The organism is Campylobacter concisus (genome assembly GCA_002092835.1).
Lineage (GTDB): Bacteria > Campylobacterota > Campylobacteria > Campylobacterales > Campylobacteraceae > Campylobacter_A > Campylobacter_A concisus_K.
The window spans coordinates 17,366-31,414 of record LVWL01000019.1; the positions used below are offsets into that span (position 1 = coordinate 17,366).

A 14,049-nucleotide genomic window follows, 5' to 3' on the forward strand; every position below is an offset into this window, starting at 1 on the left:
TTTGAGTTATTTTATGATATGTGCGGTTATAAAGTTCTTACTTTATTTAAAATTTTGGTTACAATAAGCCAAAATTTAAATTTAAAGGCTTGTTATGTCTGATTATGTGATATTGGTTGGTATCTTTTTAGTGGCAGTCGTTGTTTTTGCGCTTATTAAAAAGATATCGTTTTAGCTTTTAAATTTCTCCCACCACAAATAAGCAAAGATAAGCCCAAAGCCTTTGACTTTGCTCTCGTCGAAGGCAAATTCCATCATATCTTCTCGCTTTATGAAAACAAGCTCGATATCTTCGCCGTCGACGCCACCACCAGAATTTACCTTCATGCTCTCATCGATCTTTGCGTAAAACATCGTTTGCATATTACCTCCAAAGCCAAAAGCACCGTATGTCATCGTAATACGCTCTATCTCTTTTAGCTCATAGCCCACTTCTTCGATCGCTTCTTCTCTAGCTGTTTGCTCTTCGCTAAGTCCTTTATCCATAAGCCCTGCGCAAAGCTCATAAGTAAAGCCTTGCTCATTTGTTTTGATGCCTTCTTTTTCTTGTGAGTACCAAACAGCAGGACGAAACTGCTTTACAAATAAAAAGGCATCTTTTTGCTCGTGATATAAAAAAATACTAACGCTATTCATCACCTTGACGCAATCCCAGTCTCTTTGGATGCCATTTTGCATAAATTTCATCTTAAATGGCTTTAAATATTTTGACTCGCCAAGAGGCAGAATTTCTAAATTAGTTATAGTAGTATCCATTTTGCAAGTCCTAAAAAGCTAAAAAATCCTATCGCGTCAGTAAAAGTAGTAAGAATGACGGCTGAGCCGACTGCAGGATCTATGTTAAAGCGTCTTAGCGTCAAAGGTATGATCGTGCCAAAAAAGCCAGCAAAGAATAAATTCGTAACCATGCTAAGCCCGATAACAACGCCAAGCATACCTTTGTCAAACCAAACAGAGGCGATTATGCCCATTACCACACCAAAGATTAGTCCATTTATGAGTGAAATACTAACCTCACGTTTTAAGACATTTTTGGCATCTTTAAACTCTATCTCGCCAAGTGCCAAACGACGAACCGTAACGGCAAGCGCTTGTGTGCCGGTATTTCCACCCATTGACGCAACTATTGGCATTAAAACAGCAAGAGCGACGTAGGCTGCTATTGTTTCGTCAAAAAGTCCGATTATAGATGAGCTAAAAAGAGCTGTTAGTAAATTTACACCAAGCCAAACCGCACGACCACGACCCGCTTTAAATAGAGTATCGTCCTCTTCTGACTCGTCATCAACGCCGGCTAGGTTATAAATTTGCTCAGTTGCACTCTCTTGGATGTAGTCGTGAATATCATCAGATGTGATACGACCAAGCAAAATTCCAGTGCTACTTGTAACTGCAATAACGTTTAGATCGTACTCTTGAAACATATCAGCGACATTTTGCATAAGGTCCATATCATTTGCAACATGTGGCTTGTAGTGATCAATCTGCGCTGACTCAATATTTTGCTTTAGCGTCTTTGTAAAATCAAAAAGTATAAGATCTTCAAGTGGGATAGCGTATTGTAAAACGCCATTTTTATCGATGATAAAAAGCTGAGAGATATTTTCTAGCTTACCTTCTTGCTTTTCTCGTCTAAGTCTTGCTACCGCATTGCCAAGCTTTTCTTCAAGGTGAGCTGAGAAAAGCTCTGTTTGCATGTGAGCACCAGCTCTATCTTCTTCGTAGCTTCTAAGTCTTAAAATTTCATTTTGGTTTTCTCTATCAAGCTCATTAAAAAGCTCTCTAGCTTTATCCTCGTCGATATCCTCGATGTATTGAAGCAAGTCAGTCGCATCATCACTCTCTAGCTCTTCAAGTGCTTCTACGATCTTTTCAGCTGGAAGCTGTTCGATCACATCTTTTAGCATGTGATCAGGTAACTCGATAGCAACATCACCTAAAATTTCAGGGTCTAGCTTCTCAAGATATTGAGCAAAAAGCTCTTCGTCGTGCTTTTTAAGTGTTTTTAGGTGTTGGGCTAGCTCATAAGGTGAGAGTTCGTTATCTTCTAAATTTTCATCTAAATGCTGATCTATCAGCTCTTTTGCTTCTTCTAGTTCTTGGCTCAAGTTTTACCTTTAAAATTCTATTACATTAGGGAAAAATTCCACTTTACGGTACTCTTTTTCATTATTTAAAGCATTTTTTATTAGCTCATCATTTTTGCTAACAACTGCTTTAAATTTAGCTGATTCTTTCTTATCCTCTAGGCTTTTAACAACCTTTATTGCACTTTCTGGATTGATAGGTTTATTGTCCCTATAAAGACCAAAATGTAGATGTGGTCCTGTGCTCATACCGCTTGTACCAACGTAGGCTATGAGCGTACCTTGCTTGACTTTTAGTCCGCCTTTTATGCCTTTAGCAAAGCCATTTAAGTGAGCATAAAGCGTCTCATAGCCACCAGCGTGAGAGATGATAACGGTTCTGCCATATCCACTTTTTTGTCCGACAAATTTAACCGTGCCATCGCCCGCAGCTTTGATTGGTGTACCTTTTGGAGCACCGTAGTCAACGCCAAGGTGCGCTCTATATCTTTGGAGAATAGGGTGCCATCTTTTTAGGGTAAAAGCCGATGTGATTCTGGCGTTTGCAAGAGGGCGAACTAGTAAAAATTTATCATTTTTCTTGCCATTTTTATCATAAAATTTATCTTCAAATTTATACATGACATATCGTTTATTTTTTGTTTCTATCATCGCAGCATAGATTTCTGGAGTACCAAAAGAGCGGCCCATACGTATTTTTTGATTATAAACGATAGCAATCGTATCGCCTTTATTTATCTTTTTAAAATCAATGCCACTTCCTTTAAAAATTTCCTTAAAGCCAAGAGCTAAAGTGCCAGAGCCAGTGTAGTCAAAAATGTCTTCAGAGACTGATTTGTCCACCTTTAAGGCTAAAAATTTATCCTCACTTTGATAAGAGATGGGGAGAAATTCTAGTTTAAATTTATCATTGTCATCTCTAAAAATATGCATTTGAAGCTCGTCACTAACAGGGATTAGTACCTGTTTGGTGTTACCGTTGTCATCTTTATAAATTTGATACTTTGTGCCAGCGATGATCTCTTCTGTTAGCTCTTGATCTTCGGTTGCTAAGTTATAGTAAAGTGAAAGTGGGATTTTGTTTGTCTCTAAGAAATTTAAGAAGTTACTTCCATTTGGCCAGCTAAGCTCGTCGACACTTGGCTTTATAGCGTATAAATTTATAGATAATATTGCAAAAATTATAAAAATACGAGGCATTAATGTCCTTTTAAAAAGCTGGTGGGATTTTAACTAAAACTTGCTTTAATTTTGCAAAAGATAAAGCATTTTAGGCTATAATCGCTCTAAAAATTTAAACTTAGGAGATATTTTTGAAACGTATATTTGTGATTTTATCGCTAGTTTTTGGCTTTGCTTTTGGGGCTGATTTTTCTTTAAATGAGTATAGAACTCCTATAATTAGCGTCGATAGTGATGGCACAGCGACGATAGTTGATAGCCCAGAAATTTTAATCGGCTCAAGCGGTGTTGTGCTTCATAAATTTGACACTGATAGCTCTATCATCGCGAGAGTTAGCGTTATCTCAAAAAATTCTGGCTTTGCTAAGATTAGATTTGAGGTGTTTGATCTACTTGAACAAAAGGCGCTCCCGCTTCCAGGCATTGCACCTGCAAATGGTGATATGGTCGTGCTAAACTATCTTTATAACCGCTCATTAATCATCGTGCCAAATAAAGAAATTTACGAAGAGATCACGTCTGCGTTTCCAAATATGATATTTATTCACCCAGATATTATAGGAGCATATCTAAGCTACGAGTACAAGCCAAATCCAAGCAGAGATGACTTTAGAAAAATGTGTGCTCAAAGTGCAGCTGGCCTCATTTTCGTAGCAATGGATGGCAGAAGCGTTTTTGCTGATTGCCAAAGCTTTAAAGTGCTAAAAGAATTTAAAAGTGGCGAGGTTGAGTACTATCAGCTACCATTTTATACAAGAGTTAGTGACATAGACACCGTCTTTTGGAAGCTAAATAGTGAGCACATCAACAACTACGACGCTCACTACGAAAAACTTTTCGAAGAAGATAACTGATAAATGAGCCGTTTGTCCTTAAGTAAGCAAAATTTAAAGGAGTTTTTAAATTTGCTCCCAACGCTTAAGGACAAAGAGCTTTTTCACTACGCCTCAAGTCTTAGTTTTCATACGATTTTATCGATTATTCCGATACTTCTTATATCGTTTTCTATCTTTACAAAACTGCCTAGTTTTGAGGATTATTACGCCAAGATTCAGGACTTTATCTTTTCGGCTCTTTTGCCAAGTAACCAAGAGATCATCTCAAACTACTTGCAAAATTTCTTACAAAATAGCGGAAATTTAGGCATAGTTGGCTTTGTAGCGATGATATTTACATCGGCCATGTTTTTTAGTGACTACGAGTATGTAGTTTTAAAAGTGACACGTGCAAGTAAGGCTAGAGGATTTTGGTCAGCACTTAGCTCGTATTGGACGCTTATCACGCTCGCACCACTTGGTCTTGCTGGTAGTTTTTATCTTTCAAGTCTCATTCAAGAGATGCTAAACTCAAACGTGATCACAAACTCGATAAATTTTTTAAGCATATTCCCATATCTCATCATCTGGGCGATATTTTGTGTCACATATCTCATCTCAGTAAATGACGAGATAAAATTTAAGAGCGCATTTTTTAGCTCATTTGTCGCCTCGCTTGTTTGGTATATTGGCAAGTCGGCCTTTGTCTATTATGTCCTTTATAATAAAACCTATCTAAGCGTTTATGGCTCGTTTTCAGCCGTACTTTTCTTTTTTGTCTGGATCTATATATCGTGGATCATCTTTTTATATGGGCTAAAGCTTTGTGCTTATCTCTCAAACAGCTCAAAATTTAAAAGATAAATTTAATAGTTAGTACCAGCTGGCAATATATTTTTATAAATTTACCAGCTAGTATGATTTGTATTATTTTATGTAGAATATTATGTAAAATCAGCGTTTAAACTCGCAAATTTCTATCTTTACGCCAAGTTCTTTGCTAAATTCTTTAGCCTTTTTCTCTAGCTCGTCTTTGTCAAAGCAGATAAGATCTATGTAAGATCGCATCTCGCCATTTGCTTCACCTATGATCTCGCAAATTTCACTCTCTTTTAGCGCATCTGAAATTTTGTTTTTGCTATCAACGCCAAACTGTATGTCGCCACCGTGAAATATGGCTAAAAAGCAAAAATTTATGCCAAGCTCAAAAGCTTCGTTATAAGTATCGCTTGCACCGTCGTAGTATTCGTTTAGTAGCTCGCTAAGAGATGTAAATCCTGTGAAAACGTCGTCACGTAGCTTGTTTGAACGAGGCTCTAGCTCATAGACCATAAAATTCTTAAGTGGCTCGTTTGAGGCTTCTTTACCAAATTTCTCATCTATAAGATCGGCAAAGTCGATCAGCGGCACACCTTTTTCTCTTGGCTCGTCTATTATCTCAAACTCTCCAAGCATATTTATCATAATCATCTCGCCAACTACGTTGTCACAAAGTATGAGCGATAATGTATAAGCCTTATTTTCATCTTCGCTTTTAAGCTTGCTTAGAGTCTCGTTATATAGGCACATATCTACACTTTTGTCGTTGAAATTTGCATAGACCATGACCTCATTTGCATCAACGCTTACGCCATACATCTGTATAGTAGCGACGTTTCGTGGTGCACGTGGTTTGCCAAGTGTGCAAGTAAGCTTTGCCTCATACTCTTTTGGCATGCGCGATTTTATAAATTTAAGCCACAAAAGCCTATGTTTAAGTCCTTCTGGAGTGAGTACCAGATCGATCTTTCCATCAATAAGGCCTATCATAAAAGTTGGATCAACTAAACATAAATTTAGCGCTTCTTCGGTCATTTTGCTTGCAGCTTCAAAATTTTTATCTTCTAAATTTTGTTTGATGGCGTCTAAATTTTTGCCAAACTCGCTCCAAAATTTATCAACTCTGCTTGCAAAACTAGAGCTCTTTTTAGAAAACCACATTTTTATCCTTGTTTATTAAAATTTTCAACATTTTTTTGCGTATAAATTTTCATCGATGGAAATTCTAAGGCACTTAGCTTGTCATATCCTTCTTCATTAAAAACACATCCCGTATCGATATTTACGCTATTTGTATAGAGCTTAGCCTCGCGCACTGGCGTGTGACCATAGACATTAAATATGCCTTCAACTTGTATCATATCGCCTCTGCCTGATAGTACATGCCTTCTAAACTCATCTCTTGAACTATCATCATCTCTTAAAGTCCAAAATTTGCCAACGGCCGAGTGCGAAACGACCAAATGCTCGCCATTTTGGTTTTTGTGATCTTTAAACTCTAAATATACTGGGATACTCTCTAAAAATTCTATGTGTTTTTCTCTGAAATTTATGCTTTGAATTAGATATGATCTGTATGTCTCTTCGCCGCCATTATTGTAAAACCAACTTGTATCAAATGGTATTTTGTTTTTTAAAAAGAAATCTTTGTTGCTTAGCAGCCTTCGCTCATGATTTCCCATTACCATTTTATAATTATTTTGTATGATTAGCTCGACTGTCTCGCAGCTACAAGGCCCTCTATCTATCACATCTCCTACAAAGCAAATTTGTGATTTTTCTTTGTTTGGAAACTGATCAATGAGCTTTAAAAGTGTATTAAAACAGCCGTGCACATCGCCTATAATATAAATTTGCTCGCTCAAATTTTCTCCTTTGTGCCAAATTTTAGTCTATTAAGCTTAAAAATGAAGGTTGTTGTTTGATGATAAATTTAGAAAAGGGTTAAATTTAAAAGGTTAAATTTAGAAATTTAAAGCAGTAGGGAGCCTAAGCTCCCTAAAATCATTGTGCGTAAAATCCGCTAACCTTGCCGGTAAGATCGATCATGATATTTTTCATCTGAGTGTAGTGCTCAAGGATGATCTTGTGTGTTTCGCGGCCGATACCTGAGTTTTTATATCCACCAAATGGGCTACCTGCTGGGATTTGGTTATAGGTGTTGATCCAGACTCTGCCAGTCTCCATAGACCTTGCAACTCTTAGCGCTTTTGTGATATCTTGCGTGAAAATTCCGCCACCTAGGCCGTATTCGCTATCATTTACCATTTTGATAAGTTCGGCTTCATCTTTAAATTTGATGACAACGCCAACTGGACCAAAAATTTCTTCCTGAGCCACTCTCATGTCGTTTGTCACATCAACTAGCAACGTTGGCTCGACAAATGCGCCCTTGTCGCAACCATTTGCAGTGTAGGCTTTGCCGCCGACTGCCACTTTTGCACCTTCTTTTTTGCCGATCTCGACGTAGTCTAGAATTTGCTCAGCTTGTTTTTTATTGATTTGTGAGCCCATTTGAGTGCTAGGATCTAACGGATCGCCAACTTTTATAGTGCTAAATTTCTTAACCGCAGCCTCTATAAATTTGTCATAAAAGCTCTCTCTACGAAAATTCTTGAACCTGCGCAGCAAACTTGACCTTGGTTAAACAAAATTCCAAGCTGAAGGCCGTCAAGCGCTTTGTCTAAATTTGCGTCGCCAAAGAAGATATTTGCGCTCTTACCGCCAAGCTCAAGTGTAGCTGGGATGATGCGACGAGCCGCAGCTATGGCGATATCACGGCCGATCTCGGTTGAGCCAGTAAATGCTAGCTTATCAAGGCCTGGATGATTTTTGATCCACTCACCACTCTTGCTACCTTTTCCAGTTATTATGTTGATAAGACCTTTTGGCAAAATTTTATCTATCAGCCTAAATAGCTCAAGCACGCTTAGGCTTGTCTCGCTTGAAGGCTTAAACACGCTTGCATCGCCTGCTGCGATCACTGGAGCTAGCTTCCAAGCTGCCATTAAAAATGGGAAATTCCAAGGCACGATCTGACCCACAACGCCTATTGGCTCGCGTAAAACGATAGAGAGTTGCTTCTCGTCAAGGACGTTTGCGCTGCCTTCTTCGCCCATGATAACGCCAGCAAAGTACCTAAAATGCTCTGCTGCAAAAGGAATATCAACATTTAGCGTTTCGCGGATTGGCTTGCCGTTATCCATGCTCTCAACTTTTGCCAAGTGCTCTTTGTTTTCATCGATGATGTCAGCGATCTTGTTTAAAAGCTTTGCACGCTCGCTAACTGTGGTGTGTTTAAATTTCTTAAAAGCCTCACGTGCAGCACGAACTGCGTCATTTACATCTTCTTCAGTCGCATCTGCGATCTTTGCAAGGTGCTCGCCGTTTGCTGGATTTTTTGCATCAAGTGTAGCGCCGTCTTTTGCGTCGCGCCACTCACCATTTATGAAAAGCCCATATTTTTCTAGTAGTTTCATACTTTTCTCCTTGATTAAGATTTTGTAAAAGGATTATAATATTAATAAAATTTATCAAAAATAAATTTTGGACATAAATTCTCTTTTTTAATAAATTTTATTGTTTAGAGTAGGATTGTTTTAAAATTTAACTCTGCCAAGAGAGTAAAAACGTAGTCTCGCCATCAAGTTCGCTTTGGCATTTTACGACGATATCATTTTTCTTGCAGCACTCTTTAACTAAATTTAGCCCTATGCCAAAGCCGCCTTGATCGTCGTTAAATCTCGTGTAACGATCAAAAATTTTCATCTGATCCTCTTTGCTGATGCCTCGACCGGTGTTACTTATGCTAAAGAAATTTGGCTCTAAAGTAATGCGTACTTTTGAATTTGGCGCTGCATATTTGGAGGCGTTGCTAAGAAGGTTGTCTAAAATTTTGCTCACATCCCCAAGATCTGCATTTATAAAGCTTGGCTTTAGGCTAGTATCTATCTCAAGCCCGCGTTTGGCAAAAAATGGCGAGAAATAGTTCAGTCTTTGTGTGGTTAGCAAATTTAGGTCTATGAGCTCTTTTTTGCCAGGCTTATCTAGGTTAAAGCTTAGATGAACGAGCGCGTCATAAATGTTATTTAGGCTCTTTGCGGCAAGGCTGATATTATTAAAACGCTTTAAATTTCGCTCATTTAGGTTGTCAAGATCGGCTGTTTCTATGCTCATCGAGATGACGCTTAGAGGCGTGTTTATCTCGTGTGTTGAGTCTTTTATGAAGCGGTTTAGTGTATCTATCTTTTTATAAAGCGGTCTTAGACTTAGTTTTGCTAGGTAAAAGGCGACAAAGAGCAGGGCAAAAAAGAAAAAGAGTGCCTTTAGTGTGGTTGAAATTTGTAAAGATAAAATTTCAGCCTTGATATCTTTGCCAACTAGAAAAATATCTGCGTGTGAGAGCTCGTCTGTGGTGTTGTCGTCCATGTACTGGATCTTTTCAAATATCGCGACCTTGCCGCCGATCAAATTTACATTTTTGCTTTTGTCGATTTTTTGGCAGTCAAAGTCTTTATAAATTTTCTCGCCATTTTTTAGCACGATGCAAGCATGCACGCCTTTTTCTTTTGTTAGACTTGAAATTGAATCAAGTCCATTCATTCTAGCTTTCATGTAAATGCCCATTTTTATCTCTTTTAAAGACTTCACCTCGTTTAAAATGAGCGCTTCTTTTTTGTTTTTATAGTCATGTATGAAAAAATATCCTAAAAATAGCACAGAGCTAACAAGATAAAGGGATAAAATTTTAAATAAAATTTGTGTCTTTTCAGACATAGACATAGCCGTCCCCACGCCTGTTTAAAATGGCATCTTTGCCTAAAATTTGGCGTAAATTTTTGATATAGACACGAAGGCTAAGCTCGCTTGGCTCCTCGTCAAATTTCCAAATTTTATTAAAAATTTCATCTTTGGTTAAAATTTTGCCTTTGTTTTGCAAAAATAGCGCGAGTAGGTCGCTCTCTTTACTTGAGATATTTACATTTTTGCCATCTTTGCTTAGTGTCTTGCTCTGCGGATGAAAGCTAAATTCGCTTGAAATTTTGATCGCATCGCCACTGTGATGAGAGAAATTTCTCTTTAGAAGTGCTTGTATACGTATGAGTAGTTCTTTTAGCTCAAATGGCTTTTTTAGATAGTCGTCGCAGCCACTTTTGTAGCCTTTTTCAAGATCGTCTATGGTATTTAGTGAGGTGGTAAAGATGCTAGGTGCGCTAACACCTAGCTCTCTTAAGGAAGAAAGAAGTGAAAAGCCATCTCCTTGTGGGAGTTTGACATCAAGTATAAGCAGGTCGAAATTTTGCTCGTAGGCGAGATCAAGCGCTTCTTTGGCGTTATCTGAAGTGGTTACTTCATAGCCATTTTCAACTAGATATTCACTGATGAGATCAAGTAAAATTTCATCATCTTCAACGAGCAAAATTCTAACCATTAAGCACCTTTACATGCCTTTTTTCATTTCGTCTTTTTTCATACCCATGTCGTCTTTTTTCATTTCGTCTTTTTTCATTTCGTCTTTCATGCCCATGTCATCTTTTTTCATTTCATCTTTTTTTATCATGGGTTTTTTGCCCATGTCATCTTTCATCATCTGCTCTTTCTTCATCATCTCGTCTTTGCCCATGTCGTCTTTTTTCATCATTTCAGTAGCATTTGCAAGACCACCAAGCATAAACATAGCACCAAGTGCAACTAGTAGTAATTTCTTCATAACGTCTCCTTTAAATGAAATATGATGAAATACTATCTCTTTAGTGTTAAGTAAGTGTGAATTTACGCAAATACAAAATAGATAACTGGAAGCGTGATAAATGAAAACAGCACGCCGATAGCCACTGAGGATATGGCTAGAGAGCTATCAAGGCCAGCTTTTATGATCATTGCGCTTGCAAGGGCTGATGTTGGCATTGCACATTGAAAAAGACCAACTACCCATGTTCTATCCATTTGGATACCTGAAAATTTTAATATGATGAAAAATATGATAGCTGGCAAGATCATCTTACATAAAAGCACGACGCTAACACCTTTGTATGTGCTTGTGATACTGCTAAAGTTAAGACCAACACCAATCGCAAAAAGTGCCACCGGAGTAACGCTACCTTCAAACATCCTAAGTGGAGCAAAGATAAACTCAGACAAAGGGACTTCTTTTAAGATAAGAGCCATAATAAGAGCGATAAATGGCGGAAATTTTAAAATTTTCATCGTATTTTGAAATAGCGAAACCTTTTCTGGTGCAGCAAAAGAGAGGATAAGTGGCCCAAGGATCGAAAGTGGGATACCAGTGGCTATTTGATCGTAAAAGATGACTTCATTTACCATCGCATCGCCAAAGAAGCCTTGAATGACAGGCATACCGACAAATAGGGTATTACCAAAAAGGCTTAGCATGACCATACTAACAGTTGTTACTTTAGTAAATTTAAAGATCTTACCAAGCACCAATGCCATGACAGCACTGATAGCTGTTGAGCCAAAGCCAATTAAAATTGTATTTATAAGCGAAACATCGACGTTTACGTGATAAATTTTGTCAAAGATTAGCGCAGGCATTGCAAAACAAAGGACAAAATCCACAAAAGGGATCGAGTGCTTTTGCTCAACAATGCCGACTTTTTTAGCAAAAAAACCAGTTGCGATTATGAAAAATATTGCAAAAAGTGGAGTGAAATTCATAGCATTCTCTTTTAAATCTAAATTTTACGGAAAATTGATTATATGCCCCATAAGATTAAATTACAATAAACCTTTTTTAAAATTTGCTCTCAAAATTTATGCCTTAATATCAACCTTTTTATAAAATTTATCTCTCTCATCTATCTTTTCTTTACCCTTTAAATCATTCTCAAGATAGCTGATATTATAAATTTCTCTTGTAGATATGCTTTTACCATTATTTAGACTGATTAAAAATTTACTCTCAAATTTATTAGATAGATTGGCAATGGCGATCGCTCCGGCATCTTTTAGACTTACGATTTTATCACCTTGCATGAAGCCAATATCTTTAAAATCCAAGCTATTTAGCTGCACATTATTCATATCTTTTGCCTCTAAATTTGTGCTAGTTTTTAGCTCACTCGATGTATTTAGCTTGCCAGTATCGTTATAAAGCTCTTTTACGTCTATCTCTCTACCACTATCAAATTTTAGCCTTATGGTGCCATCTTTGTTTAGCTTCATAGCTATGACGCTATCGCTATCTTGCAAAGATGCGGCAGCTGTGGCTTCATTTGCTATAAAAGCCTTTTTTACTTTTTTTAAATTTGAGATACTAAACTCAAGTCCAGTTGCTTGTTTAAATTCATTTTCCATCGCGATCATTTTGGCTGATTTTGTCTTCTCAAGCTTTGATATATAAGAGTCTGCATTTTCTTCAAATTTCTTTAAATTATTGCCAAGATTTTCTATCATTTTATTATATGCGTCAAACTCAGCGTTATAATCTTTGTAAAATTTCATAAAACTATCTTTTTGAAATTTTGTATATGAGAAATTTTCATCTTTTTTGTAATCTTTACTAGGCTCAATGATCGGATTAAATTCGCTTAATCTTGCAGTATCATCAAAACCCACTTTAAGATAGGCAAAATTTTTAAAAGAGCTATCTTTGCCAAAGATATTATTGTGTCTTAGATCGACCCAGCCGTCATTTTGGGCATATTTTTTAAAGAAATTATTTATATCATTTTTCTCTATCTTTTCATATCTGTTTTCTGCAGCGAACAAAGTATTTGGATCTGAGGCGTAGTAAGAGTGTCTATAATCAATATCTTTTGTATCCACATAAAGATCGGGATTATTTGTGATCGTTGCTTTACGATTTAGCTCTTCTCTTTCTATTTGGTTGTGGTTTATGACATTTGTGCTGATAAACTGCCTAAGATCAACCCTTGGCATTACATCGCTTAAATTTGCTATTTTTTCATTTCCGTCTTTGTCATAACCTCTTACTTTTAGCTTATCAAAGAGTATATCTTTTTGATCTAGCACTTCGTCATTGTTGCTATCAAAGCTAAAAAGATAGCTATTATTTTCTAATTTTGTAGTGCCAAGTTTATCGTTATCGCCGTAAATATCTAAAAATACTTCTACTTCTCCATATTTTGTTTTTAGAGTGTTTGAATAAGCGTAATCGTTTAAATTTTTAAATTTTGTATTTTCTAAGTATCCACTTTTTAGTGTAGATAACATGCTGCTACTATCTGAAGCTTTTATATTTTTAAAGTAGGCATTTTCACTAAAATGATAGCCTTTAGAAAGTTCATCGGAGTGGATTTTATTGTTGCTGTAGATGAGATTTTTTGAGTAGTTATTTAAAATTTCTTCTACTTTTTGTAGGATTTTATGTCTATTTTGCTCTTTTATCTCGCATCAGTGACATTTATAACTTTGCCTGTTTTTATACTTTCTTTTAGACTTGAAATTTGTTCGTTATTTATCTCTAAACCTTGTTTATCCTTAAAGGCATGGAGCATATCTGTAGGATTTTCTAAATCTTTTAAATTTATAAAGTTATATTTTAAAGGTGCAATATTCATCTAAAATCCTTTTTAAAGATGTTGTAGATAATATCGGATAAATTTAGAAAGTATTTAGGTTTATAAATGGTGCCCGAGGTCGGACTCGAACCGACACAAGGTTGCCCTTACCAGATTTTGAGTCTGGCGCGTCTACCAGTTTCACCACTCGGGCTAAGTTAAGATTGAAATTTTAGATTTGTGAGAAGAAAGAAAAAAGGGGAGAGTTGCTCCCCGGAAAAGAAAATTATTTCTTTTTACCTTTTTTAGCAGCACCAGCAGCAACTGCTTCTTTAAGTTTTTTGCCAACTTTGAATTTAACTGCTTTGCTAGCAGGAACGTCGATAACTTTTTTAGTTCCAGGAACTCTAGCTTTTCTTGCAGCTCTGTCAGCAGTACCGAAAGTACCAAAGCCTATAAAGCTAATTGTATCGCCTTTTTCAAGAACTGCTTGGATTGTCTCCAAAGTAGCATCAACAACTTTTAGAGTATCTTTTTTTGAAAGACCAGCCTTATCGGCAACAGCTTGAATAAATTCAGCTTTTTTCATGAACCATCCTTTTAAGAAGTTATGTGGCTATATTACACTCTTTTAAAAAAAAATACAATACTTTTTCCCTAAAT

12 protein-coding genes, 1 tRNA gene and 2 pseudogenes are annotated in these 14,049 nt (G+C 36.8%); 2 read left to right on the forward strand and 13 right to left on the reverse strand.

Features of this window, described 5'->3' with window-relative positions; genetic code table 11:
- Nucleotides 1–171: 171 nt before the first annotated feature.
- From A3835_04430 to A3835_04440, 3 genes are read right to left on the reverse strand one after another with little or no spacing between them, the layout of a single operon-like run.
- Nucleotides 172–756: an NUDIX hydrolase gene (locus tag A3835_04430; GenBank protein ID ORI07755.1), complete on the reverse strand. Its 585-nt coding sequence runs from the start codon at nt 754–756 to the stop codon at nt 172–174.
- Nucleotides 741–2,108 (reverse strand): magnesium transporter, encoded by a 1,368-nt coding sequence (locus tag A3835_04435; protein ORI07756.1) that lies wholly within the window; start codon nt 2,106–2,108, stop codon nt 741–743. Before A3835_04435 ends, A3835_04430 begins: the two co-directional genes overlap by 16 nt.
- A 9-nt stretch (nt 2,109–2,117) precedes the next feature.
- Nucleotides 2,118–3,287, reverse strand: coding sequence for a hypothetical protein (locus A3835_04440; GenBank protein ORI07757.1), 1,170 nt, complete (start codon nt 3,285–3,287; stop codon nt 2,118–2,120).
- Nucleotides 3,288–3,400: 113 nt separating this feature from the next.
- Here A3835_04440 and A3835_04445 point away from each other — a divergent pair, with 113 nt between their 5' ends.
- Nucleotides 3,401–4,123 carry a hypothetical protein gene (locus A3835_04445; GenBank protein ORI07758.1) on the forward strand — a complete coding sequence of 241 codons (723 nt, stop codon included), beginning with the start codon at nt 3,401–3,403 and terminating at the stop codon, nt 4,121–4,123.
- A gap of 3 nt (nt 4,124–4,126) precedes the next feature.
- Nucleotides 4,127–4,948: a hypothetical protein gene (locus A3835_04450; GenBank protein ID ORI07759.1), complete on the forward strand. Its 822-nt coding sequence runs from the start codon at nt 4,127–4,129 to the stop codon at nt 4,946–4,948.
- Nucleotides 4,949–5,038: 90 nt separating this feature from the next.
- Here the strand turns inward: A3835_04450 and A3835_04455 are convergent, their stop codons facing one another.
- The 10 genes and pseudogenes from A3835_04455 to A3835_04500 all read right to left on the reverse strand — a co-directional run bounded on the left by A3835_04455 (nt 5,039) and on the right by A3835_04500 (nt 13,975).
- Nucleotides 5,039–6,064 (reverse strand): hypothetical protein, encoded by a 1,026-nt coding sequence (locus A3835_04455; protein ID ORI07760.1) that lies wholly within the window; start codon nt 6,062–6,064, stop codon nt 5,039–5,041.
- A gap of 2 nt (nt 6,065–6,066) precedes the next feature.
- Nucleotides 6,067–6,768, reverse strand: coding sequence for a serine/threonine protein phosphatase (locus A3835_04460; GenBank protein ID ORI07761.1), 702 nt, complete (start codon nt 6,766–6,768; stop codon nt 6,067–6,069).
- A gap of 139 nt (nt 6,769–6,907) precedes the next feature.
- Nucleotides 6,908–8,382, reverse strand: a pseudogene (locus A3835_04465) (aldehyde dehydrogenase).
- Between the two features lie 127 nt (nt 8,383–8,509).
- Nucleotides 8,510–9,679 (reverse strand): two-component sensor histidine kinase, encoded by a 1,170-nt coding sequence (locus tag A3835_04470; protein ID ORI07762.1) that lies wholly within the window; start codon nt 9,677–9,679, stop codon nt 8,510–8,512.
- Nucleotides 9,672–10,334 (reverse strand): two-component system response regulator, encoded by a 663-nt coding sequence (locus A3835_04475; protein ID ORI07763.1) that lies wholly within the window; start codon nt 10,332–10,334, stop codon nt 9,672–9,674. Before A3835_04475 ends, A3835_04470 begins: the two co-directional genes overlap by 8 nt.
- Before the next feature lie 9 nt (nt 10,335–10,343).
- On the reverse strand, nt 10,344–10,613 hold the full coding sequence (locus tag A3835_04480) for a pyruvate kinase (GenBank protein ORI07764.1): 270 nt from the start codon (nt 10,611–10,613) through the stop codon (nt 10,344–10,346).
- A 62-nt stretch (nt 10,614–10,675) separates the two neighbouring features.
- A complete protein-coding gene (locus A3835_04485; protein ORI07765.1) occupies nt 10,676–11,581 on the reverse strand; it encodes a hypothetical protein in 906 nt (301 codons plus the stop codon).
- A 96-nt stretch (nt 11,582–11,677) separates the two neighbouring features.
- Nucleotides 11,678–13,416: pseudogene (locus tag A3835_04490) on the reverse strand (response regulator).
- 97 nt (nt 13,417–13,513) lie between these two features.
- Nucleotides 13,514–13,600: transfer RNA gene (locus tag A3835_04495), tRNA-Leu, on the reverse strand.
- A 72-nt stretch (nt 13,601–13,672) separates the two neighbouring features.
- Complete coding sequence (locus tag A3835_04500; protein ID ORI07766.1) at nt 13,673–13,975, reverse strand: DNA-binding protein; 303 nt, start codon at nt 13,973–13,975, stop codon at nt 13,673–13,675.
- Nucleotides 13,976–14,049 lie beyond the last annotated feature (74 nt).